This window comes from Halioglobus sp. D3-4 (genome assembly GCF_055809315.1).
The window spans coordinates 3,857,412-3,880,239 of the sequence record NZ_CM147907.1 but is presented as its reverse complement, the minus strand read 5'-3'; the positions used below and the strand labels follow the sequence as shown (position 1 = coordinate 3,880,239).

General features: G+C 56.9%; 21 protein-coding genes. 13 read left to right on the top strand and 8 right to left on the bottom strand.

The features are described 5' to 3' along the window. The first annotated feature begins 65 nt into the window (after nucleotides 1-65). The 7 genes from AC0L6S_RS17040 to ilvD all read left to right on the top strand — a co-directional run bounded on the left by AC0L6S_RS17040 (nucleotide 66) and on the right by ilvD (nucleotide 7,725). Nucleotides 66-749: a TIGR00153 family protein gene (locus AC0L6S_RS17040; protein WP_473425306.1), complete on the top strand. Its 684-nt coding sequence runs from the start codon at nucleotides 66-68 to the stop codon at nucleotides 747-749. A 20-nt stretch (nucleotides 750-769) separates the two neighbouring features. After that, complete coding sequence (locus AC0L6S_RS17035; protein WP_473425305.1) at nucleotides 770-2,050, top strand: inorganic phosphate transporter; 1,281 nt, start codon at nucleotides 770-772, stop codon at nucleotides 2,048-2,050. A gap of 94 nt (nucleotides 2,051-2,144) precedes the next feature. Beyond that, nucleotides 2,145-3,296, top strand: a complete 1,152-nt coding sequence (gene argE, locus AC0L6S_RS17030) for an acetylornithine deacetylase (protein ID WP_473425304.1) — start codon at nucleotides 2,145-2,147, stop codon at nucleotides 3,294-3,296. An 86-nt stretch (nucleotides 3,297-3,382) separates the two neighbouring features. Continuing rightward, entirely contained in the window at nucleotides 3,383-4,687 is a 1,305-nt protein-coding gene (gene argA, locus AC0L6S_RS17025) for an amino-acid N-acetyltransferase (protein ID WP_473425303.1), read from the top strand. A gap of 375 nt (nucleotides 4,688-5,062) precedes the next feature. After that, nucleotides 5,063-5,383, top strand: a complete 321-nt coding sequence (locus tag AC0L6S_RS17020; protein WP_473425302.1) for a hypothetical protein — start codon at nucleotides 5,063-5,065, stop codon at nucleotides 5,381-5,383. 60 nt (nucleotides 5,384-5,443) lie between these two features. Next, nucleotides 5,444-5,680: a hypothetical protein gene (locus AC0L6S_RS17015; protein WP_473425301.1), complete on the top strand. Its 237-nt coding sequence runs from the start codon at nucleotides 5,444-5,446 to the stop codon at nucleotides 5,678-5,680. Nucleotides 5,681-5,880: 200 nt separating this feature from the next. Further along, nucleotides 5,881-7,725 carry a dihydroxy-acid dehydratase gene (ilvD, locus tag AC0L6S_RS17010; protein ID WP_473425300.1) on the top strand — a complete coding sequence of 615 codons (1,845 nt, stop codon included), beginning with the start codon at nucleotides 5,881-5,883 and terminating at the stop codon, nucleotides 7,723-7,725. On the opposite strand, the gene AC0L6S_RS17005 is transcribed toward ilvD, so the two are convergent. The 3 genes from AC0L6S_RS17005 to leuA form a co-directional block, all read right to left on the bottom strand. After that, a complete protein-coding gene (locus AC0L6S_RS17005; RefSeq protein WP_473425299.1) occupies nucleotides 7,714-8,646 on the bottom strand; it encodes a DUF6279 family lipoprotein in 933 nt (310 codons plus the stop codon). The two genes, ilvD and AC0L6S_RS17005, sit on opposite strands and share 12 nt — an antisense overlap. A gap of 3 nt (nucleotides 8,647-8,649) precedes the next feature. Continuing rightward, a complete protein-coding gene (locus AC0L6S_RS17000) occupies nucleotides 8,650-9,828 on the bottom strand; it encodes a GGDEF domain-containing protein (RefSeq protein ID WP_473425298.1) in 1,179 nt (392 codons plus the stop codon). 171 nt (nucleotides 9,829-9,999) lie between these two features. Further along, on the bottom strand, nucleotides 10,000-11,673 hold the full coding sequence (leuA, locus tag AC0L6S_RS16995; protein ID WP_473425297.1) for a 2-isopropylmalate synthase: 1,674 nt from the start codon (nucleotides 11,671-11,673) through the stop codon (nucleotides 10,000-10,002). Nucleotides 11,674-11,960: 287 nt separating this feature from the next. Here leuA and AC0L6S_RS16990 point away from each other — a divergent pair, with 287 nt between their 5' ends. Both AC0L6S_RS16990 and AC0L6S_RS16985 read left to right on the top strand, forming a co-directional pair. Beyond that, complete coding sequence (locus tag AC0L6S_RS16990) at nucleotides 11,961-12,449, top strand: Lrp/AsnC family transcriptional regulator (RefSeq protein ID WP_473425296.1); 489 nt, start codon at nucleotides 11,961-11,963, stop codon at nucleotides 12,447-12,449. 227 nt (nucleotides 12,450-12,676) lie between these two features. Then, nucleotides 12,677-13,456: an SDR family NAD(P)-dependent oxidoreductase gene (locus AC0L6S_RS16985; RefSeq protein WP_473425295.1), complete on the top strand. Its 780-nt coding sequence runs from the start codon at nucleotides 12,677-12,679 to the stop codon at nucleotides 13,454-13,456. A gap of 58 nt (nucleotides 13,457-13,514) precedes the next feature. Here AC0L6S_RS16985 and AC0L6S_RS16980 read toward each other — a convergent pair whose 3' ends face one another. After that, a complete protein-coding gene (locus tag AC0L6S_RS16980) occupies nucleotides 13,515-14,030 on the bottom strand; it encodes a nuclear transport factor 2 family protein (protein ID WP_473425294.1) in 516 nt (171 codons plus the stop codon). Nucleotides 14,031-14,168: 138 nt separating this feature from the next. Between AC0L6S_RS16980 and AC0L6S_RS16975 the strand changes: the two genes are divergently transcribed. From AC0L6S_RS16975 to AC0L6S_RS16965, 3 genes are all read left to right on the top strand, one after another. Further along, the gene (locus AC0L6S_RS16975; protein WP_473425293.1) at nucleotides 14,169-14,906 is read left to right on the top strand and encodes a class I SAM-dependent methyltransferase; all 738 of its coding nucleotides are present in this window, start codon (nucleotides 14,169-14,171) and stop codon (nucleotides 14,904-14,906) included. Between the two features lie 109 nt (nucleotides 14,907-15,015). Continuing rightward, the gene (locus AC0L6S_RS16970) at nucleotides 15,016-16,218 is read left to right on the top strand and encodes a multidrug effflux MFS transporter (protein ID WP_473425292.1); all 1,203 of its coding nucleotides are present in this window, start codon (nucleotides 15,016-15,018) and stop codon (nucleotides 16,216-16,218) included. A gap of 54 nt (nucleotides 16,219-16,272) precedes the next feature. Beyond that, the gene (locus AC0L6S_RS16965; protein WP_473425291.1) at nucleotides 16,273-17,280 is read left to right on the top strand and encodes a cysteine synthase A; all 1,008 of its coding nucleotides are present in this window, start codon (nucleotides 16,273-16,275) and stop codon (nucleotides 17,278-17,280) included. Between the two features lie 20 nt (nucleotides 17,281-17,300). Here the strand turns inward: AC0L6S_RS16965 and AC0L6S_RS16960 are convergent, their stop codons facing one another. The 3 genes from AC0L6S_RS16960 to AC0L6S_RS16950 all read right to left on the bottom strand — a co-directional run bounded on the left by AC0L6S_RS16960 (nucleotide 17,301) and on the right by AC0L6S_RS16950 (nucleotide 19,016). Beyond that, nucleotides 17,301-17,942 carry a thiol:disulfide interchange protein DsbA/DsbL gene (locus AC0L6S_RS16960; protein ID WP_473425290.1) on the bottom strand — a complete coding sequence of 214 codons (642 nt, stop codon included), beginning with the start codon at nucleotides 17,940-17,942 and terminating at the stop codon, nucleotides 17,301-17,303. 109 nt (nucleotides 17,943-18,051) lie between these two features. Then, complete coding sequence (locus AC0L6S_RS16955) at nucleotides 18,052-18,684, bottom strand: c-type cytochrome (protein ID WP_473425289.1); 633 nt, start codon at nucleotides 18,682-18,684, stop codon at nucleotides 18,052-18,054. A gap of 32 nt (nucleotides 18,685-18,716) precedes the next feature. Next, a complete protein-coding gene (locus tag AC0L6S_RS16950; RefSeq protein ID WP_473425288.1) occupies nucleotides 18,717-19,016 on the bottom strand; it encodes a c-type cytochrome in 300 nt (99 codons plus the stop codon). Between the two features lie 115 nt (nucleotides 19,017-19,131). Between AC0L6S_RS16950 and yihA the strand changes: the two genes are divergently transcribed. After that, a complete protein-coding gene (yihA, locus tag AC0L6S_RS16945; protein ID WP_473425287.1) occupies nucleotides 19,132-19,782 on the top strand; it encodes a ribosome biogenesis GTP-binding protein YihA/YsxC in 651 nt (216 codons plus the stop codon). A 310-nt stretch (nucleotides 19,783-20,092) separates the two neighbouring features. Here yihA and polA read toward each other — a convergent pair whose 3' ends face one another. Next, nucleotides 20,093-22,813: a DNA polymerase I gene (polA, locus tag AC0L6S_RS16940; protein WP_473425286.1), complete on the bottom strand. Its 2,721-nt coding sequence runs from the start codon at nucleotides 22,811-22,813 to the stop codon at nucleotides 20,093-20,095. Nucleotides 22,814-22,828: the final 15 nt, after the last annotated feature.

The following is a 22,828-nucleotide window of genomic DNA, read 5'->3' as shown; positions in this document are numbered from 1 at the left end:
TTTATTGTGACAGTTTCGTGATTAGACCCTACACTAGCGCCACGCAGTCTCAGGGAGGTTGAATAATGCCAATTTTAAGTCCGCTGGGTAGCCTGTTCGGCCGCTCCCCCATTGGGCCAATTCAGGAACACATGGCAATGGCAGACAGGGCGGCACAGCTGGTGCCGCAGCTGCTACGCGCATCAGCCTCCGACGACTGGGAAGCTGCTGCTGCACTGCACCGGGATATTGCTGAGGCAGAGGCCACTGCCGACAAACTGAAACGTTCGGTGCGCCAACATTTACCCAAACGCCTGTTCCTCCCTGTACCGCGCTCCGACCTGTTAACGCTGGTCGCAGTGCAGGATCACATCGCCAATACGGCCAAAGATATTGCCGGCCTGATCATCGGTCGCAAAATCCGTTTTCCGACACCATTACAGGACGCCGCGGTCAAACTAGCCGAAGCATCGGCGGCGACATCGCACCAGGCCCTGAAGGCAATCCAGGAGCTGGACGAGCTGCTGGAGGTCGGATTTACCGGGGGAGGGGAGATCCGCCGTGTTGAATCCATGCTCAAAACAGTGGATGACCTGGAACGCCGTTCAGACGTTATCGCAGTCGACCTGAGAACCGGCTTGTTTGAATTGGAAAGCGACCTGCCACCGGTTGACGTGATGTTTCTCTACCAGATCATCACGTTGCTGGGCACCGTCGCGGACGATGCCGAGAGTGTCGGCGACCGCCTACAAATATTGATGGCAAAATAAGAACAGAATAAGGAGTCACTATGGAAATCATTGCCCAATACGGCAGTATTTTCCTGATCATGGCCTGCGTTTTCGGCTTCTTTATGGCATGGGGCATTGGTGCCAATGACGTCGCAAACGCCATGGGTACCTCGGTGGGGTCCAAGGCATTAACGCTCAAACAGGCGATTATCATCGCCATGATTTTTGAGTTTCTCGGCGCCTATTTTGCCGGTGGCGAAGTCACATCAACCATCCGCAAGGGCATCATCGATGCCCAGGTCATGAATGACAATCCCGAGCTGATGATCTACGGCATGCTGTCCGCGCTGCTGGCGGCGGGCACCTGGTTATTGATTGCCAGTATGAGGGGCTGGCCGGTTTCCACCACCCACTCCATCGTCGGTGCCATCGTGGGTTTCGCGGCTGTTGGCATCTCAGTCGATGCCATATACTGGTCGAATGTCGGCTCCATCGCCGCCAGCTGGCTGGTATCGCCTTTACTGGCGGGCGCGCTGTCCTACGGACTTTTTATGAGTGTTAAGGTATTTATCCTCGACACGGACGACCCGTTTCACCAGGCCAAGAAGAACATTCCCATCTACATGTGGATGGTTGGTTTCATGATTTCCATGGTTACCCTGCTAAAGGGGCTGAGCCATGTAGGGCTGAACCTGGATCTCGGGCTGGGCAGCAAATTTGCCGATTCGGCTCTCGTCTCCGCGCTGGTCGGCTTGGCTGTTGCCGGCCTCGGCACATTGATGTTGCGCTCTATCAAGGATATACCCGATGAGATGCACCGCTTTCGTTCGGTGGAGCAGGTGTTCGGCGTCCTGATGGTGTTTACTGCCTGCTCCATGGCCTTCGCCCACGGCTCCAATGATGTTGCCAACGCGGTAGGGCCGCTGGCGGCTATCGTCAGCACTGTCGAGTCCGGCGGGGAGATTGCCGCCAAGTCCGCCGTTCCCTGGTGGATATTGCTGGTGGGCGGGTTAGGTATCGTAGTCGGGCTGATCACCTATGGCTGGCGAGTGATCATGACCGTGGGCAGTAAAATCACCGAACTGACCCCCAGCCGCGCGTTTGCGGCCACACTGGGCGCATCCGCCACGGTAGTCATCGCCTCCGGTACCGGCCTGCCGATTTCGACCACCCATACGCTGGTCGGCGCGGTACTCGGTGTGGGCTTCGCGCGGGGCATCGGCGCACTTAACCTGGGGGTGATCGGCAGCATTTTCATGTCGTGGATCATTACCCTGCCTGCTGGTGCGACACTGGCGATTATCTTTTTCTTCATCTTTAAGGCCATTTTTGGAACCTAGCGCCGGCACGGCGCTTGGCTCTGCCAGGGTCCTTGTCTAGACTGAATCACCTTTCCCTGTGCCCACTCGGGCAGATCTGACTGCTGGAGCCCTCATGTCACAGTACGCAAAACAGGTTCTCGGACAACTTCGGCAACTGGTGAGCACGCCATCTGTAAGCTCAACCGACCCCGGATGGGATCAAGGCAATCGCGCGGTAATAGACCTGTTGGCCAGCTGGCTCTCCGACATGGGCTTTGGCGTTGAGATCCAGAACGTCAGTGCAGACGGCCACAAAGCCAACCTCATCGCCACACTGGGCAGCGGTCCAGGCGGCCTGGTGCTGGCCGGTCATACCGACACCGTGCCCTTCGACGAGGGCCGCTGGCAAAGCGACCCACTGGCACTGACAGAGCGCGACAACCGCCTGTACGGTTTGGGCAGCACCGATATGAAGGGGTTTTTCCCGCTCGCCATCGCTGCCGCAAGCGCCTTTACCGCCGAGCGGCTTGAGCAACCCCTGATACTGCTGGCCACAGCGGATGAAGAGAGCTCCATGAATGGCGCGCGACAGCTGGCGGCCGCCGGACGGCCGAAAGCCCGGGCCGCCATCATCGGCGAGCCGACGTCAATGGTACCGGTACGCATGCACAAGGGCATTATGATGGAAGCTGTGCGCGTCACCGGTCGCGCCGGCCACTCATCGAACCCGGATCTCGGAAACAGCGCACTGGAGGGGATGCACACGGTGATGGGCGATTTGATCGCCTACCGCCAGGAACTGGCCGCGCGCTACAGCCATGCGTTTTTCCAGGTGGCCGCACCCACGCTCAACCTGGGGTGTATTCACGGCGGTGACAGCCCCAATCGAATCTGCGGCAGTGCCGAACTGCATTTCGACTTGCGCCTGACACCCGGCGGCGACAATGCCACGGTGCGCGCGGAGCTGGAACAACGCATGCAAACCCTCGCGGCGCAACGCGGGCTGGATATCGAGTTGCGTTCACTGATCAACAGGGTTGAACCGTTTGAGCAAAGCGCGCACAGCGAACTGGTGCAACTCGCGGAAAAACTGACAGGCCACACCGCTGAAGCGGTGGCGTTTGCAACAGAGGCCGCTTTTTTGCAGCAACTGGGTATGGAAACCATTGTGATGGGGCCAGGCTCCATTGACCGTGCGCACCAGCCCGATGAGTATCTGGAACTGGAGCAGATTCAGCCGTGTATCACACTGCTGCAGCAATGCATCCGCCACTACTGCCTGTGAACACTGTGCAATATTGCCATTAGGTAATCTGCAGTGCTTTCTGTACCCTTAATAACTTTCTATTTATCAATAGCTTGGAAGGCAACGTGACAACGTCTGGGCGATCCCATATTCGCTGGTTGAGAAATACCGCACCCTACATCAACGCACACCGGGGCAAGACCTTTGTGCTGATGTTGGGGGGCGCCATTGCGGAGCACGAAAACTTTTCTCATCTTATCCACGATATAGCCCTGCTCAACAGCCTCGGGGTGCGCCTGGTACTGATACACGGTTCACGCAGCCAGATCGACCAACGCCTTGAACGCGCCGGGCTGGACAGCAGATTTCACGACGGAATGCGCGTTACCGACAACGACGCGCTGGAACACGTCAAGGATGCCGCTGGCTCGCTGCGCGCGCAGATTGAAGCGCTGTTGTCCATGGGTTTACCCAACTCACCGATGCAGGGTTCACGTATGCGTGTGTGTTCGGGCAACTTTGTTACCGCACGCCCTATAGGTGTGGTTGGTGGCGTGGACTTTCACCACACCGGCAGGGTCAGGCGCATCGATGCCAGCGGGATTCACCAGCAACTGGCCAGTGGCTCCATTGTATTACTTTCACCACTGGGCTATTCGCCCACCGGAGAGATTTTCAATCTCGCGCTGGAAGATATCGCCGTGCACTGCGCGGCGGCAATCGGCGCAGACAAACTGGTGTTGTTCGGTACAGCGGCGGGCATAGTCAGTGAGAGCGGAGAATTGATCCGGCAGTGCGCTGTCAGTGAGATTAGCGAGCTCACTATCACTGACCCTGAGCAACACTCGCTGCTGCAAACCGCCAAGAACGCATGTATGGCGGGAGTATCACGCTGCCATATCATCAGCGATGAAGACGATTGTGCGCTGTTGCAGGAGCTTTTTACCCACGATGGCTGCGGCACTTTGGTAGGCAACGACGAATATGAGCTGTTGCGCCAGGCCAATATCGACGACGTCGGTGGTATTCTGGAGTTGATCGAACCGTTGGAACAACAGGGCATATTGCTGAAGCGTTCGCGCGAACTGCTAGAGACAGAAATCGGCCAGTTCCGACTGCTGGAGCGCGACGGGCGCATCATTGCCTGCGCCGCTCTCTATCCCTTCCCCGACGACGGCTGTGGCGAAATCGCCTGTATCGTATCGCACCCCGAGTACCGCGGAGGCAAACGTGGACAGCGATTGCTGACAACGCTGGAGCAGGAGGCGCGTCGCCAAAAGCTGGAACGCGTATTTGTTCTCACCACCCAGACTGCGCACTGGTTTATCGAGCAGGGCTTCATCGAAACTACGCGCGATGAACTGCCCTCGCAGAAAAAATCGCTCTATAACCTGCAACGAAATTCGAAAGTATTCTTCAAAACCCTCTGATCTGCACCGGCGGGGGCCAGCCCCCGCTATAGCAGCCCGTATCCGCCACTCGGACACCACACCAACATGCCAAAATGGGGCTGGCCGTGCGCTTCTGCGCACCAGTTTGTACTCTGCAAGGCTACATCAGCGCTGTAACCGCACCGGTTCGAAACACTCCACCCGACCCGCGCACCAAATGTTACCTTTGCTACCGCAGTGAACACTGCCAGTGCTACAGCCCCCTGTGGAATAATCCAGTAATATTTTTAATATCAGCGATTTACGTCACGAAAAATTCACACAGCATGAGCTATATTTTCAATCAGAAGTGTGTATATTAGTAACAGTTGGCGTAACACTTTTAATGCTTCACCAAGCTAGAGGATCCAAACCATGAAATATCTAATCACCATTATCGCCGTTCTCGCGACCACTTTTGCGCTCAAAGCGTCTGCCCGCTGTCCGTTTACAGCGCCCGACACTATGCCGTCGATACCCGACGGAGCCTCTGCGAGCACTGCCCGTATGCAGGACGCAATGGCAGAGGTGCAGGTATATGTGAGCACCAGCGAAGACTTTCTCGACTGCCGCGGATCGATGCTGAGCCCTTCGCACTACCAAGAGGTGCTTAACAACGCCACACAGGCAGCCGGGGCGTTTAACGCCCAACTGGCTCGCTTTCGAGAGAGCAATGGCAGTCTCGCCAGCAACTGAACACAAACTTACATAGCGTCAGGGCGCCCCGGCGGCGCCTTCTGATGCGGGAGTACCATCATGCAATCGCTCTTTACTTCCCACATCCTCGACTGGTTACTGGTTCCGGAAGCGCCTTTTGTGGCGGGATTTTTCCTGCTATCGGCGGTGATTCTGTTCGCGCTCTCGCTGGAAGCAGGCACCTACCCGGAAGTTAAGAAAGGATTCAGGCAACTGAAGAAACTGTTGCCACACCTGCACGGCAGCTGTCATACGGACATCACTTTCACCGGCCACAGCCAGACTACCGGGCGATAACAGCCCACCTCACGGCAGACAGCCAGGGCACCCGGAGCCCGCCGTCAGTGACGGGCGTGAAGCGCAGGCGCGGTTGATATAACCCCGAGGCTCTTCCGCCGCTCACGTTAAAGGGGAACTCAGGCGCAAAATTTGCTATCCTTCACGCCCGAATTTCACTATGTAATCCGGCTGCGGCCGGACTGCTACGGACTCTGAAGATGCCTGACTATCGCTCCAAAACCTCCACTGCCGGCCGCAATATGGCTGGCGCCCGCGCCCTGTGGCGCGCCACTGGCATGAAAGACGGAGATTTCGGCAAGCCGATTATCGCCGTGGTGAACTCATTCACCCAGTTTGTCCCCGGGCACGTGCACCTGAAGGACCTGGGCCAGCTTGTCGCACGCGAGATTGAAGCAGCCGGCGGCGTCGCGAAAGAGTTCAACACCATCGCGGTGGATGACGGTATCGCCATGGGCCACGACGGCATGCTCTACAGCCTGCCCTCGCGCGATATCATCTCCGATTCTGTGGAGTACATGGTCAATGCTCACTGCGCCGATGCGATGGTGTGCATCTCCAACTGCGACAAGATCACCCCCGGCATGCTTAACGCCGCGATGCGATTAAACATCCCCGTGGTGTTCGTATCTGGCGGGCCGATGGAGGCAGGCAAAACCAAGCTGTCGGAAAACAAACTGGATCTCATCGACGCCATGGTGATTGCGGGGGACGACGACGCCTCTGATGAGAAAGTCGCCGAGTACGAGCGTTCTGCCTGCCCCACCTGCGGCTCCTGTTCGGGCATGTTTACCGCCAACTCGATGAATTGCCTGACCGAGGCTCTGGGCCTGTCACTGCCAGGCAATGGCTCGACACTGGCCACGCACTCCGATCGCGAGCAGTTGTTCCTGCGCGCGGGTCGCGTCATAGTCGATCTGTGCAAGCGCTATTATCAGGAGAACGACGAATCGGTGTTGCCGCGTAATATCGGTAACTTCAAAGCCTTTGAAAACGCCATGAGCCTGGATATCGCAATGGGCGGCTCTACCAATACCATTTTGCATTTGCTGGCGGCGGCACAGGAGGCGGAGCTGGATTTCACCTTGGCGGATATCGACAGGCTGTCGCGTAAAGTACCTCAACTGTGCAAGGTTGCACCGAGCACACCGAAGTATCACATGGAAGACGTGCACCGCGCGGGCGGCATCATGGGCATACTAGGAGAACTCGATCGTGCCGGCCTGCTGCACAGCGAGTGTAGCACCGTACATAGCAACACGATCGCAGATGCACTGGAGAAGTGGGACATCATGCGCACCGAGGACGCTGTGGTACACAAATTCTACAGTGCTGGCCCCGCCGGCATCCCGACGCAGACTGCATTTAGCCAAAGTACGCGCTGGCCCAGCCTTGACACCGACAGGGCAGACGGCTGTATCCGTTCGCTGGACAACGCCTTTTCACTGGAAGGCGGTCTGGCCATATTGACCGGCAACATCGCACTTGACGGTTGCGTGGTAAAAACAGCCGGTGTGGACGATTCAATTCTGACGTTCTCCGGCCCGGCCCACGTCTGCGAGAGCCAGGACACTGCGGTCGACGATATCCTCAATGACCGTGTAAAAGCGGGCGATGTCGTCATCGTGCGCTACGAGGGGCCGCGCGGCGGCCCCGGCATGCAGGAGATGCTGTACCCCACCAGCTATATTAAATCCAAGGGCCTGGGCAAAGCCTGTGCCCTGCTCACAGACGGCCGGTTTTCCGGTGGCACCTCCGGCCTGTCGATAGGCCACGCCTCTCCGGAAGCAGCTGCCGGAGGCACAATCGGCCTAGTGGAAAATGGCGATATCATCGAGATCGATATCCCCAACCGCAGCATCAATGTCGCGCTGTCTGACGAGGAGTTGGCGCGACGGCGCGCAGCAATGGAGGCGCGCGGCGATAAGGCCTGGCAACCCACCGAAGTGCGCCCGCGCAAGGTCACGCCCGCGCTGAAAGTCTATGCCAAGATGGTGACCAGCGCTGATAAAGGCGCGGTAAGGGACTTGTCTCTACTCGATTAGCCCGCCGGAATCATTAGCGGGTGCATCGTTCGGCTCGCTGATTTCAACGATAGGGGCATCGGGGCTCTTGCCCTCGGCGATCAGTTTCTCAAGGTCTTCCTGCAACGACGACAGGCTGTCGCGCAAATGCCTGTCCTGTCGTTCACTGCGCCCATCGAGTATGCGTGCAATAACGTCATATATCTGTGTCAGGTTGTGCTGGTAGATCCGTGAATATTCAGGAGAGGGGTTTTCCCGTTGCATGGCTACCGCCTCCCTGACACGCTGCTGCCACTGCGGCTTGCGCTCAAGCAACACACCGAGCTCTTCCAACCACTGCGCGCGCGCCGCTAACCAGGCACTATCAGAGCGCAACAGGCTACGACTGAACTCGAACAGAATCTGCCGCTGCACATCCGATAAGGAGCCCAGATACTCCCGGGCATTCTCCAGCGCGCTGTCGTAGCTATCTTCGTAGAACTCCTCATCGGTGCGCTCCAGATACTCCTCTTCATACTCTCGCTGGCGTTCCCACAACTCCTCCATTAACTCCTCGATCTGCTCGTCGGTCAATTGCCCACCCAGATTCAGCAGCCAATCCAATGATTCGCCCTCGAGGCGCAACCAGGCCAACTCAAATTCGTTGAACACGTGGGCAATCATCTGGGGTGTCTGCGGCTGATCAAGGCTGCTCTCGAATGATTCGAGTATCTCCAGGTAATCCGGGAGCTCCCGGTATCGGTGCCAGGCGAGGAAGGGTTCGAGCAGGACATCCAGGTGTTGTTTCTGCCGCGAATCGAGATCGACGTAATCATCGACATACCAGGGCACCAGAAAGTCCAGCCGGTTGTAAAAAAACGTGGTGCTGCTGCACGCTCCGAGAAAGAACAGGACGACTGCCAGCAGGCACGTCCGGAACAACCCTGCGCTGGCCTGCGCCACTATCTAGTGGCGTCCCAGAGAGACGGTTTTGGGTGCGACGGTTGGCGTATCTGGCATCGGGCTGGACGGGGGGTCAGCCAGCTCAACCCGATTGCGCCCCAAATCCTTGGCGCTGTATAAGGCTGCATCGGCGTGGCGCAGCCAATTCTCGAGATCCGACACCGCTATCAAATCGCACACTCCCACACTCACCGTCATGGGGCCCTGCGGCAACAGTTGTTCCTGCTCGACAGCACGGCGCAACTGGTTGGCGACAATTTTCGCTTGAGCTGCTCTGGTGTCACTCAGTAACAATACAAACTCCTCGCCACCGTAACGGCACAGGGTATCCACACCACGGATCCGCTCTTTGATCAAACTGACGAGGCTCTTCAGCGCCTCGTCTCCCACATGATGCCCGAACTCGTCATTGATCTTCTTGAAGTGATCAATATCCAACAACAACAATGAAACGCTGCGCCGGCTCCGCTCCCAGTCCTGCAGTGCTCTGGACGCCTGCAATTCCAGATAGCGACGGTTGAACGCGCCCGTCAGCGAATCAGTTATCGCCAAATCCTTGAGGCGCCGCGACTGCTCCGTCATCGCATAGACCTGCCAGGTACTGACCACCCAGGTGAGTATCGCACTGACGAGCATCACAAATGCCGTCGTCAGGTCGAACTCTGACATCACCACCGGTATCGCGGCGCAGGCACTGAGCACCCCCAGAATAATCGCCCAGCGCGTCCTGAACAAGACAGGAAGAGCCACCAGCAGCGGAAACATCAGGTACAAACTATACAGCTGGCCGTAGTACAAAGACACTACAGCCAGGCCCATACATACTCCCACTACGACGGCGGGAGACAGTATCGTCTCGCGGTGCAGACTGGATAAAATTATATCTACCACAAGCGTTCCCAGCAGCAGCAATGCACCGATCGCGAGCAGGTATTGACCCATATAGAAGTTATTAACGACGAGAGGCAGCAAAACCACTGCCAGTAGTAAGAAGATATATCTGTAGGCACTGCGTCGACGCCTGATGCGCTCGTCGTCGAAATGATCGTCGTTCTGGGCACGTTTGCGTGACAGCAAACCCCCGGTAAACGTCTCAGTGAAATGGCGCTTCAACCGCGACCACGGTGCATTTTTGGAATTATTCAGTGTAGTGCCCATATCGGATATCGGGATCTTTTCCATGACCCACAATACCGCCCTATAAACCTATCCGATGACTCAGGCTAGCACTGGAATGCTGCACGCGGCTATTGTGCACAGGGCACAAGTTCACACTTTTGGCGGAAAAAGTGCGGGGAACCCCTGATGATGCGCGGTGCAGTAATGGGCTGGGCAGGGGTTCCCCGGGGTAGCTTAAGCGGCGGCGTGATGCTCCTGTGCAGCAGCCTTGTTGATTGCCCCCAAAATACCGTCCAGAGAGGCCTGAATAATATCCTGGCTACGACCAACGCCGCAGAAACGGTCGCCGTCAATGTTGAGCTGTATATAGCAGACTGCCTCGGCATCGGCACTTTGGCTCAGGGCATGCTCGTTATACTCCACCAATACGATCTGCTTGCCGGTAAACTCCTGCATCGCATCGACAAATGAGGCCACGACACCGTTACCGCTCGCAGACAGATGGTGCACCGATGAGCCCTCCTGCAATGCCACCTGCAACCGATCCACACCTTCCTCACGGCTCACCTGGTAGTTACCCAGTGTCCAGCGGCCATTTCCCGCAAGGTAGGTATCCAGGAACAGTTGGTGTATCTCATCCGAGCCGACTTCAGTCTCGCGCTCCTCAGCGTATGCCTGCACCGAGGTACTGAAATCGATCTGCAGCCAGCGCGGTAATTCAAGACCATAGTCGCGTTCCAACACGTAGGCGATACCACCTTTGCCAGACTGGCTGTTGATGCGTATCACTTCCTGATAGGAGCGCCCGATATCCTGCGGGTCTATCGGAAGGTAGGCGACATCCCAGGGAGCGTTGCTATCGCGTTTGACCAGACACTTTTTGATCGCATCCTGATGGCTTCCGGAGAAGGCCGTGAACACCAGCTCACCCGCATACGGGTGACGCGGATGTACCGGCAACTGCGTACACTCGCGGGTGGTCTGGAGGATTTCATCCATATGACCCAACTGCAATTTCGGATCTACACCCTGGCTGTAAAGGTTCATGGCCATGGTTATGATGTCCATATTGCCCGTGCGCTCGCCATTGCCCATCAGGGTGCCCTCCACGCGATCGGCACCGGCCAGTACACCCAACTCTGCAGCTGCCACCGCACAGCCGCGATCGTTATGCGTGTGCAGTGAAATCAACAAGCTGTCCCGGTTGGCGACGTGGTCGCAGAACCACTCGATCTGATCCGCGTAGACATTCGGCGTGCTCACCTCAACCGTCGCCGGCAGATTAATGATCACCGGGCGCTCCGGCGTGGGCTGCCATACCGCGTTTACCGCATCGCAGATTTCCACCGCGAAATCCAGCTCGGTACCAGTAAAGCTCTCGGGTGAATACTCAAATACCCACTCCGTCTGCGGGTACCGGGCAGCGCATTCGCGCACCAACTCAGCACCTTTCACAGCAATATCGACAATACCCTGACGATCGAGACCAAAAACCTGCTCGCGCTGAACCGTCGAGGTGGAATTGTACACATGCACGATCACACGTCGCGCGCCTTCGAGCGCCTTGAAAGTCTTCTCGATCAAATCGGGACGCGCCTGCGTGAGCACCTGAATCGTCACGTCCTCTGGAATACGGTTATTGTCTATCAACTCCCGCACGAAATCGAAATCGTGACTGGAGGCCGAGGGAAAGCCCACCTCGATCTCCTTGAAACCGATCTTGATCAATTGATCCCAAAGCAGTGATTTCTGGCGCGCCGTCATGGGCTCAATCAGCGCCTGGTTGCCATCGCGCAGATCGACACTGCACCAGCTCGGCGCCTGCTCTATAACCCGGTCGGGCCAGCGCCGGTTCGGCATGGCGATAGGGGGAAAGGCCTGATACTTGCGATGATCGAAATTGCTCATGATGCTCTACCTGTCGTGTTTGGTGGCCGATCACCCGTGCGCCTGTCTGTACGAGCCCTCGTGAGGCGATGTACGCAGCGCTGGTGGAGGGATAACCCCACCAGCACCAGCCGCACCGGGTGATTGATCAGCCGGATGCATAGTATAGGACTCTCCCATGAGAGAGAGATCGCCAATATAGCGCGCTTATCATGGTAATTAGCAATAATTCACTAATATGGAACTTTTTTTGAGTGATATAGTTCTATTGTACTTAGAATGCTTGTAGCGTCAGGAGGAAACCCCGCATGAAACTGGATCGCACCGACCGCAGGATATTGCAGGCCATGCAACACAATGCCCGCATCAGTAATCTCGAACTCGCTGACGCAGTCGGCCTCTCGCCCACTCCCTGTTCCCGCCGTGTAAAACGCCTGGAAGAATCCGGCCTGATCCGCGCCCACGTCACTCTACTGAACCAATCCATGCTCGGGCTGAAACTCACCGCCTATATCGGTATTAGCATGGACCGCCATACGCCGGACCGTTTCGAGGCATTTGAAGCCGAGGTCGCAAGCTACCCCGAGGTGATGGAGTGCTCCGTAGTCACGGGCCAGGCTTCGGATTATCTGCTCAAGGCTGTGGTGCCGGATATGGAATACTACGAGCGCTTCCTGCTCGGCAAACTGACACGTATTGAGGGTGTGACCGGCGTGCATTCCAGTTTTGAACTGCGCCGCGTCATTCAACGAACCGTGTTGCCGCTGGAGCATATCTCCGATGCAACCGTACTGTGAACATCTCTCCCGCCGAATCAACCCATCCACTGCCCAGCATCCATCGTATTGCCATGCCACAGCAGCCCCGACATTGTCACGCCTGAAGTACCCGGGCAGCATGCTGTGACAATGTTTAAAAATGATTGAATTTGTCAGTCATAGAGAGCACTTACGCGCTTGCTGCCTACGCGGGATTGCAGCAGACTACTCGCCGATAGTTAATTCAATAACAATGTGGAGTCTCTATGATAAATATGGCGGGCAAAGTTGCCATCGTAACCGGCGGCGCCAGCGGGATGGGTCAGATTACGGCCAGGCGCCTGGCAAGACAGGGAGCCAAGGTCGCGATTTTCGATGTGAACGACAAAGGGTTGCAGGACACCGCAGCGGAGTCTGACAACATTACCGCGTATCGTTGCGATATTTCCAGCCTGCAGGATGTGGAGGCCAAGGTAGCAAACGTAGCCTCGGACCTCGGGCCCATCGAACTGTTGGTTCACGCTGCGGCGTTAATGCCTGCGCACTCTTTGGTCAACAACACACATGAGGATATGGAGAAGCTGTTCCGCATCAACTATTTCGGCACCACCTACATCGTAAAGGCTGTACTGCCGGCAATGATAGATCGGGGACGCGGACGCATCATCGCATTCGGTTCTATTGCAGGCATCGCACTGGTGCCCAAAATGGGCGCCTATTGTGCCACCAAAGCGGCGGTGAATGCCTACATCGAAGTACTGCAGAATGAGATCCGTCACACAGGGGTGCGCGTACACTTGGTTTGTCCCCCGGCGGTTAACACGCCACTAGTCGATCAGACCATGGCCACCGAGACGCCGGGCAGCTTCATTGAAGCGAAGAAGAGCGGGCGCCTCAGCGACCCGGAGCACATGATCGATGCGATAGAAAAAGGCGTGCAAAAAGACAAGGACATCATCTACCCAAAAGAAGCCCGCATGCTATATCTGTGGCGCGCGCTGCTACCAAAACTGTGGTGGAAAGCCGTGATGAACTTCGAGAAATAAGCGGATCGAAACACCCGCCATTTGCCCAGCACCTCACTGCCGGGCAAATGGCCTTCTTCTAGCAAGTGGCTTTTTTATTGGTTTTGTGCCGAAGTTTCCTGCACTCAGGTTTTTGCGGCTCCTGAGGCGCTACCGGTACAGCGACGTTCTGCCCCTCTGACGATGCAACGAGGCTGTACTGAACCACTCGCCAGACACCGCCGCTTTGTGTCAGCACACCTGACCCATAAGCACGACCCAATTGATCACTCTCCAGCGACTCGTCAAACCAGGCGACGGAACCATCGGCCGAGAACTGAACATCTCTTGCATTGATGCGGTAATCCCAGGCATTGTCAGTGCTGAAGCTGTCGTCGATGAAATCCCTCAGCGCCTCGCCTTGCAGCCGAGCGGTATCTGCCACACCGAGAAAAACCGCATCGGGTGACAGCACCGCGGTAAATGCTACCGGATCGGCATCAGCACCAGCCTGATGCAGGGTGTCCAGCGTCGCCTGCGGCGACGTTTCAGCAATTGCCTGGCAGCTAAGTAGAAGGCACAGAAGCGCTGCCCCGGCCCTGGATACTGTTTTCATATAACACGTCCCCCTCAAAGCGACTCGAATTACGGCCTACCACTATGCCTGAAAAGACTATTCAACTGGAAATGATAAGCGCATTAGTTACACTGGTCGACAAAGTAACAACAATTCACCCGTCGACGGAAAGTAAGAATGTTTGAAAACTCGGATAGCGACTGGGAAGCCTATGGCGCAGAAAACCCCTACTATGGCGTAATATCAAATGAAAAGTTCCTCACCGAAAATCTCAGTGACGATTCCATAGCCGAGTTCTGGCAATCGGGCCAAAGCGATATCGACGTTGTTTTCCAGAAGATCAAAGAGCACATTGACCCCAATTTTCAGCCGGCGCAGGCGCTGGATTTCGGGTGCGGTGTGGGACGTTTACTGTTTGCCATCAGTGGCCGGTGCGAGCACGCAACCGGCGTCGATGTGTCACCTTCAATGCTGGCAGAAGCGAAACGTGAAGCCGCGAAGAAAGCCATTGATAACGTATCCTTTATAGAGACCAACGACTGTTCGGAACTGGGCGTCAACAGGTTTTGCCTGATCCATTCCTATATCGTTTTTCAGCACATACCCGAAGACCGAGGTTACGCGATACTCGATAAACTACTCGCCAGTCTTCGTAGCGGAGGAGTAGGCGTATTGCATTTCACCTTCAGCAATTCTCGGTTCTGGTACTGGAAGCTCATCCGCAGAATTCCTTTCAACAAGCAGCTGCGAAACCTCATCCAGGGAAAGCCCTTGAACGCTCCCCACATGCAGATGAACGAGTACGACCTCGGCCTCATCATGCGCAAGCTGTGGTCACTGGGGGTGAGCAATTGCCATGTGGAGCTCACTGATCACGGCGTGCTCGGTGCGATTATTTACTTCAAAAAAGCCTGAAAAAAACGATAGCGGAAGAAATCCATACGCTGTGCCGCTCTGCGTGGCCGCCATTGAGCAGTCGCGGTGCTTTGCTTTAGCGGAGCGCATAGATTAGCATCGCCGCCCCATGACCCAACGACAGTTGCACCCCGACTCCCGCTGGCTGCTGGCATTGCTGGCGGCACTGGTCGCACTCGGCCCGCTGAGCGTGGATGTCTACCTCCCGGCCATGCCATCGATGATGACGTCGCTGGGCACAGACATCCGGCATATGCACCTCACCCTCAGTACCTACCTCACTGGGTTTGCGCTATTTCATCTGGCCTGTGGCCCGCTGGCCGACCGCTTTGGTCGCAAACCGATACTCATCGGCGGTACCATCCTGTTTGTACTGGCATGTGTAGGCTGCAGCCTGTCCACCACCGTTGAGCAACTGCTGTTCTTCCGCTTCATGCAGGGCGTAGGCGCCTGCGTGGGCCCCACCCTGGCGCGCGCCGTGGCGCGCGATGTATTCGGCCCGACACGCGCAGCCCGCGCGTTATCCCTTATTGCGATGCTGATGGCACTGGCCCCCGCCGTGGCGCCCTCCTTGGGCAGTATCCTGATGCTGTGGCTGCCCTGGCCGAGTATTTTTATTTTTCTGGCGATCTACGGTATCGCCATGGTGGTACTCATCCAGATATTCCTGGCGGAGTCGTTGCCACAGCGGCAGAGTCTCCACCCGCTCTCGATCGCGCGCAACTACGCAGAACTGGTGCGCAGCCCGACTTTTGTCGTAGCCACCTTGGCCAGCAGCTTTGTCTATGCGGGCCTGCTGGCCTACCTGTCATCGTCCAGTTTTGTCTATATCGACATGCTCGGCGTACCGGTGCAATACTTTGGGCTGGTGTTTCTGACATCGGTTGTCGGTTACATGTTTGGCAGCGCGCTCAGCGCCAGGTTGAGCCGCAGCCAGGACTCCGAAAAAACGGTGTTGTTTGGCGCTGCGCTGGTAGCCATATCGGCTACCGTCATGTGGCTGGGCGCTTACCTGCTGCCACAAAGCGTGCTCGTATTGATGCTGCCTATGATGCTGTACGCCACAGGCATGGGGCTGGTGCTACCCAATGCAATGGCGGTGGCACTGAGTGCCTTCCCGCATATTGCAGGCACTGCGTCTGCCCTCATGGGCTTTATCCAAATGGGTTTATCAGCCTCCGTAACGGCGCTGGTAGGCATGTTTCTGGTCGATACCCCGGCACCCATGTTGAACTTCATGGTGCTTATTACACTATCTGCCCTGGTGCTCAGTGTGTTGCTGTATCGACGGCACACCGTGACAAACCCCTGACCACACGCCCGCGCTGTGGCATACTCTGCGGGCAATTCTTGCGGAGATTATTACGTGCGCACGGCGTCTGACGTTACCCAGCTCATCGGCAACACCCCCTTGCTCCACCTGAAGCAGGTATCGGAGAAAACCGGCTGTACCATTCTAGGTAAGGCGGAGTTTCTCAACCCCGGCGGCTCGGTGAAAGACCGCACCGCGCTGGGCATCCTACAGGCGGCGCAGGCCAGTGGCGAGCTGAAACCGGGTGGCCGCATCGTCGAGGGCACCGCCGGTAATACCGGCATCGGTCTGACGCTGTTGGCCAATGCGATGGGCTACCAGAGCACTGTCGTCATGCCCGTCACCCAGAGTAAGGAAAAAATCGATACGCTGGAGTTACTGGGCGCTGATCTGCACCTGGTGGCTGCCACCTCCTATAGCGATCCGAACCACTACACCCATACGGCACAACGCATGGCGGAAAAGTTCAACAAACGCGAGGCGAACGGCGCGGTGTGGGCACGCCAGTTCGACAATCTTGCCAATATGGAAATACACAGGCGCACTACCGGCGAGGAAATCTGGGAGCAGACAGATGGCAAAGTAGATGGCTTCGTATGCGCCGCTGGCACCGGTGGCACGATCGCGGGGATCTCTACCGCGCTGAAGGAGCACAATGCTGACGTTACCATAGGCCTGGCCGACCCCTCTGGCGCGTCACTGTATGAATACTTCCAGAGTGGCACACTACAAGCCAGTGATGGGGGGTCGATCGTCGAGGGTATCGGTATCAATCACCTGACCGATAACATGGCGCAGGCGAAAGTGGACGTGTCGTTTATGATCAGCGACGAAGAGGCCTTGCCCTATATCTTTGACCTGCTAAAGCACGAAGGTTTGTGCCTCGGCGGATCATCGGGCATTAACATTGCTGGCGCCGTTCGACTGGCAGAGCACCTGGGGCCGGGGCACACAATCGTCACCATCCTGTGCGATTATGGAAACCGCTACCAGAGCAAACTGTTCAACCCTGTTTTCCTCGAGAACAGGAGCTTACCTGTTCCCGAGTGGCTAGTGATCTAGGCGAGAGGAAAGGAGCGCGATTATTTGGCGGCCGCAGCGCGCTCTTTTTCAACCAGGAAATCGACGACTTTCAGCATATTCGCCTGTGAGCCCGCTTTCTGCTGGTTAATGTAGTACTTGCCGTTCACCATCATCGCTGGCGTTCCCGAGAGTTTCGCCGCTTTAGCCGTGGCTATAGCCTGATTCACCTGGCTGTTCACGCCGAAGGAATTAAACGCCTTATTAAAGTCTTCTTCTGACACACCATTAGCAGTGAACAGCGCGGCAATCTCCGCCTGCGACAACAATTTTTTACCATCGACATTCATGGCCTGAAAGATGATCGGATGCATGGTGTCCAGCACACCCAGCGCCTCAGCTGTGTAAAACGCCCTGGCGTGCAGCGACATCTGCTCTGCCCAGACCGCAGGGATCGCGCGGAAACTTACCCCATCAGGCAATGTTTTTTTCCACGGCTCCAACAACACCTCGAAGTTGTAACAGTGGATGCAGCCATACCAGAAAAATTCTGCGACTTCGATTTCATCCGGGGAAAGTGTTCGCACCGGGGGCGAGATCAGATCATAGTCGGTACCGGCGACATATGTTGTCTCTGCTTCCTGTGCGACACTGGCAAGTCCGAAAAGCAGCAGGGACGCTGTGAGTAATGCTCGTTTTATCATAAAGCTCTCCACAAAAAGTTCGTTGCTTGATGAGACAACAGCGAACGTCAGTCGTTCACCCACTCAAAAAAATGGGTGGCCACTGGCCACCCCTGGTTGACGTGTCGGGCTACTTCAGACCCGCAACATAGCTCGACACAGCTTCAATTTCCTTATCGCTGAGGCCAAATGCCGTGGTTCGCATAATCTTCGCCTCGCCATCATTAGTGCGGCCAGCGGGATCTTCATACCCTTTGCGATAGGCGCGTAACTGGTCTGCGACATACTGCGCATGCTGGCCGGCCAGCGATGGGAAGCCGGCGGGATCGTTACCTTTCCCTGTCGGAGAGTGACAGGCTATGCACGCTGCCACTTTACGATCAGGAACACCCGCGCGATAAATTTTTGCGCCCAGTTCCAGCATCTCGGGGTTGGTCTGCCCACCCGAGCGTTTCTGCGAGGAAAAGTAGGCGGCAATATCGGCGAGTTCCTGATTGGTTTTCTTGTCCAGCTGGCCGACCATGGTCGGCACCTCGCGCAGGCCATCGCGAATATCCTGCAACTGCTTGTACAGGTATTTTTCACCCTGACCCGCCAGCTTGGGAAAAGGTGAAGCACCGTTACCATCCGCGCCGTGACAGGCACCACAAGCGGCACTCTGACTCTTGCCTGCGGCTGCATCGCCCTCGGGCATGACTGTCGCGGCAAAACTGATCGATGTCCAGCCAAGCGTCAGGCTAAACAAAACTGCTAGTGTCTTCATGATAATTCCAGATAACGAGTGTGAGAGTACGCTCAGTTCGAGGGCGCAGGAGCCGCCATAAATTCGATCAGAGCGGTGTATTCTTCGTCGGTACAGGTAGCGCACAACCCGGTGGGTGGCATACCGTTCAGGCCGTTTTTCACCGACTCAATCAAGGCCGGCATGCCTTTGGCCATACGCGGCTCCCAAGCGGCCACATCGTGTGTCTTGGGAGCACCTGCGGCCCCCGAGAAATGGCATGCAAAACAGCTACTTTGGTAGTTTGCCGGCGGCTCTGCAGCCCAGGCTCCTGCGGCGGAGCTCATCAAAACAACAGCCAATAATTTTTTCATAGCGCAACCCCTATAGATGCAGCAAGCCAATTAACCACACAAGCATTTGATAACAGACGAAAAAGCTGTGGCATTATATACGAGATACCCCGACCAAAAAAGGCAATCCCTCGCAATGGACGATCCCGAACACAGCACCGCGCCTGCAACCCCCGATTATCGGCGCGCGCAGTTTCTCACCAGCGCCGCCAAAGTATCCCAGTGCCCCCCCGACGGCGGCTGGGAGGTGGCGTTTGCGGGCAGATCCAATGCAGGAAAGTCTAGCGCAATCAATAGCTTAACGAACAACAAGAAGCTTGCCAAGACATCCAAAACACCTGGAAGAACTCAGCTCATCAACTTTTTCGAGCTGTCCGAGCAGCAGCGTTTGGTAGACCTGCCCGGCTACGGTTTCGCCAAAGTCCCGCTGGCGGTGAAGCGCGAATGGACCAAACAACTGGAAAATTACCTACAGAACCGCCAGTGCCTGCGCGGGCTTATTCTCCTGATGGATATCCGCCACCCCCTGCAACCGTTCGACCGGCAAATGCTCGACTGGGCCCTGCAAGCGCGCATGCCCGTACACATCCTGCTGACGAAGGCCGATAAGCTCAAACGCGGCGCGGCCAGCACGGCACTGCTGCAGGTACGCGCCAGCTTGAAAGACAGCGCCGACCTGGTCAGCGTACAGCTCTTCTCCGCCCTCAAACACGATGGCCACAAGGAACTGATCGCGGTGCTGGATCACTGGCTAACCGATATCGGTGCAGACGCCCTCACACCCTGACATCGAAAGGCTGAAAATAACAAACCCCGGTTGCCTGTTTCGCGGGCAACCGGGGAAACTAGGGCCTCTTGGGGAAAGAGGCTTGCTCACTTGGCTCAGGATAAAAGCCACTTAGGGATGTAGCTTGCGCTACAGGTAATAAGACTGGGTGACAGAGCAAAAGTTCAAGTGCTTTTAAATTTGTTCGCGGGCGAGTCCCGCACGTTCCGGCGCACACAGTCCGGGCACGGGCACAGCAAGGCTAAGCGTGCCCTATCGCCCGGACTGTGTGCGCCGAAACGCGCGGGACGATCTCACTCTGGGACTAGATCTAATGCGCCTCATCCCAGTTATTGCCAACACCGGCCTCCACCAGCAGAGGCACCGACAACTCCGCTGCCTCTGACATCAACTGGCAGATCCGCTCGCGTACAGGGTCAACTTCATCCGTCGCCACTTCAAACACCAGTTCATCGTGCACCTGCATAATCATGCGGGTGTCGGCATCACCCTGCTGCAACCAGGCATCCACCGTCAGCATCGCACGTTTGATGATGTCGGCCGCCGTACCCTGCATCGGCGCATTGATGGCGGTGCGCTCCGCTGCCTGCACGTGCATTTTGTTGCGCGCGTTGATGTTGGGGAGATAGAGGCGGCGGCCGAACAGCGTCTCCACATAGCCCTGTTCTTTGGCCAGCGCGCGGGTGCGATCCATATACTCCGCGACGCCCGGATAGCGCTCAAAATAGCGATCGATATATTGCTGGGCTTCCTGGCGGCCGAGATGCAGCTGCTTGGCCAGCCCGAATGCCGACATACCGTAGATCAGGCCGAAGTTAATCGCTTTGGCCTTGCGCCGCTGCTCGCCCGAAACGGCATCCAGCGGGACTTCAAATACTTCAGACGCCGTGGCGGAATGTACATCCTTGCCCTCGGTGAAGGCACTGAGCAGGCCGGCATCACCCGATAAATGGGCCATGATGCGCAGTTCGATTTGCGAGTAGTCAGCCGCAACAATCTTGTAACCGTCGGGCGCGATAAACGCCTGGCGAATGCGGCGACCCTCCTGTGTGCGGATGGGGATATTCTGCAAGTTGGGGTCCGTGGACGACAGACGACCGGTGGCTGCCACGGCCTGATGGTAGGAGGTGTGCACGCGTCCGGTGGCTGCATTGATCATCTCCGGCAGCTTGTCGGTATAGGTAGACTTGAGCTTGCTCAGGCTGCGGTATTCCAGTAACAGCTTGGGCAGGGGGTAGTCCAGCGCCAGCTCCGCCAGTACTTCTTCTGCGGTGGAAGGCGCCCCTTTCGGGGTTTTCTTGATGACGGGCAGCTCCAGTTTTTCAAACAGGATTTCGCCCAACTGCTTGGGCGAGCCGAGGTTGAAGGGCTGGCCGGCCAGCTCATGCGCCTCGGCCTCGAGCTCCGCGAGCCGTTTGCCCAGCTCGCCGCTTTGCTGCACCAGCAACTCCCGCGAGATCAATGCACCGCGCCGCTCTATACGCGACAACACCGGGATCAGCGGAACTTCAATATTGCTCAGGACATCGCGCAGGCCCTCGTGTTCCTCCAGCCTGGGCCAGAGGGTCTGGTGCAGGCGCAGGGTAATATCCGCATCCTCAGCGGCATAAGGTCCCGCATCCTCCAGCTTGATTTGGTTGAAGGTCAGTTGCTTCGCACCCTTGCCGGCGACATCCTCAAAATGGATGGTTTTCTGGCCGAGGTACTTCAGGGCGAGGCTGTCCATATCGTGGCGCGTTGCGGTTGAGTCCAGCACATAGGATTCGAGCATGGTATCGAAGCGGATACCCCGCAAGGTAATGTCGTGATTGGCCAGTACGCTGGCATCATACTTGAGGTTCTGCCCCACCTTTGCTCTGTTCCCATCTTCAAGCAGGGGTTTCAGCGCCGCCAGTACCGCATCGCGCGACAATTGCGGTGGCGCGCCCAGATAATCGTGTGCCAGCGGCACATAGGCCGCCTTCCCCGGCTCCACAGCAAAAGAGACACCGACGATACGCGCGTCCATGTAATCGAGGCTGGTGGTCTCGGTGTCGAACGAGAACAGCGGCGCAGCCTGCAGGGTTTCCAGCCAGGCATCAAAAGCGGGTTGCTCAGTGACGATGTCGTACTCTGCCGCAGGTTTGTCAGCGGCGGTTTCTGCGGGATCAGCACCCTCGAGTTGCTCATCCAGCCAGGAACGAAATTCCATCCGCGTAAACCAGTCCACCAGTGCTTCGCGGTCCGGGGCTGCGTTTTCCAGCTGCTCGGGGCGCAAGTCCAGCGGCACATCTGTCTTGATCGTAGCCAGCAGATACGAGAGGTAGGCGCTGTCCTTCTCGCGCTCCAGTTTCGCGGCCATGGTCTTGGCACCGCGGAAAGACAGATCCGCCACTTTGTCGAGATTGGCATAGATGTCATCCAGGCCGCCGAGCCCCTGCAGCAGACCCAGCGCTGTCTTTTCGCCGACACCGGGCACGCCGGGGATATTGTCTACCTTGTCACCCATCAGCGCGAGGAAGTCGATAATCAGTGTTGGCGGCACTCCAAACTTTTCGCTCACGCCGGCCTCATCCAGCACGGTTTCAGTCATGGTATTGACCAGCGTCGTATGTTCGTTGACCAACTGCGCCATGTCCTTGTCACCGGTGGAAATCACCACGTACCGGCCCTGTTCACTGGCCTGCCGGGCCAGCGTACCGATCACATCGTCAGCTTCTACGCCGGGCTCACAGATGAAGGGCAAGCCCATGGCCTTGACGATGGCGTGAATCGGCTCAATCTGCTCTCGCAGTTCATCCGGCATCGGTGGGCGCTGGGCTTTGTACTCTTTGAAAATCTCATCACGGAAGGTCTTGCCCTTGGCATCAAACACCACGGCTATCGGACTGTCCGGATAATCGAGAACAAGGCGCCTCAGCATACTGATCACACCGCGCACAGCTCCGGTGTTCTGGCCGCTGGAGGTCGTCAACATCGGGAGGGCATGATACGCCCTGTACACATAGGAGGAGCCGTCAACGAGAACAAGGGGCGGGGTGTCAGAAGCCATAATAGAACTCACTTT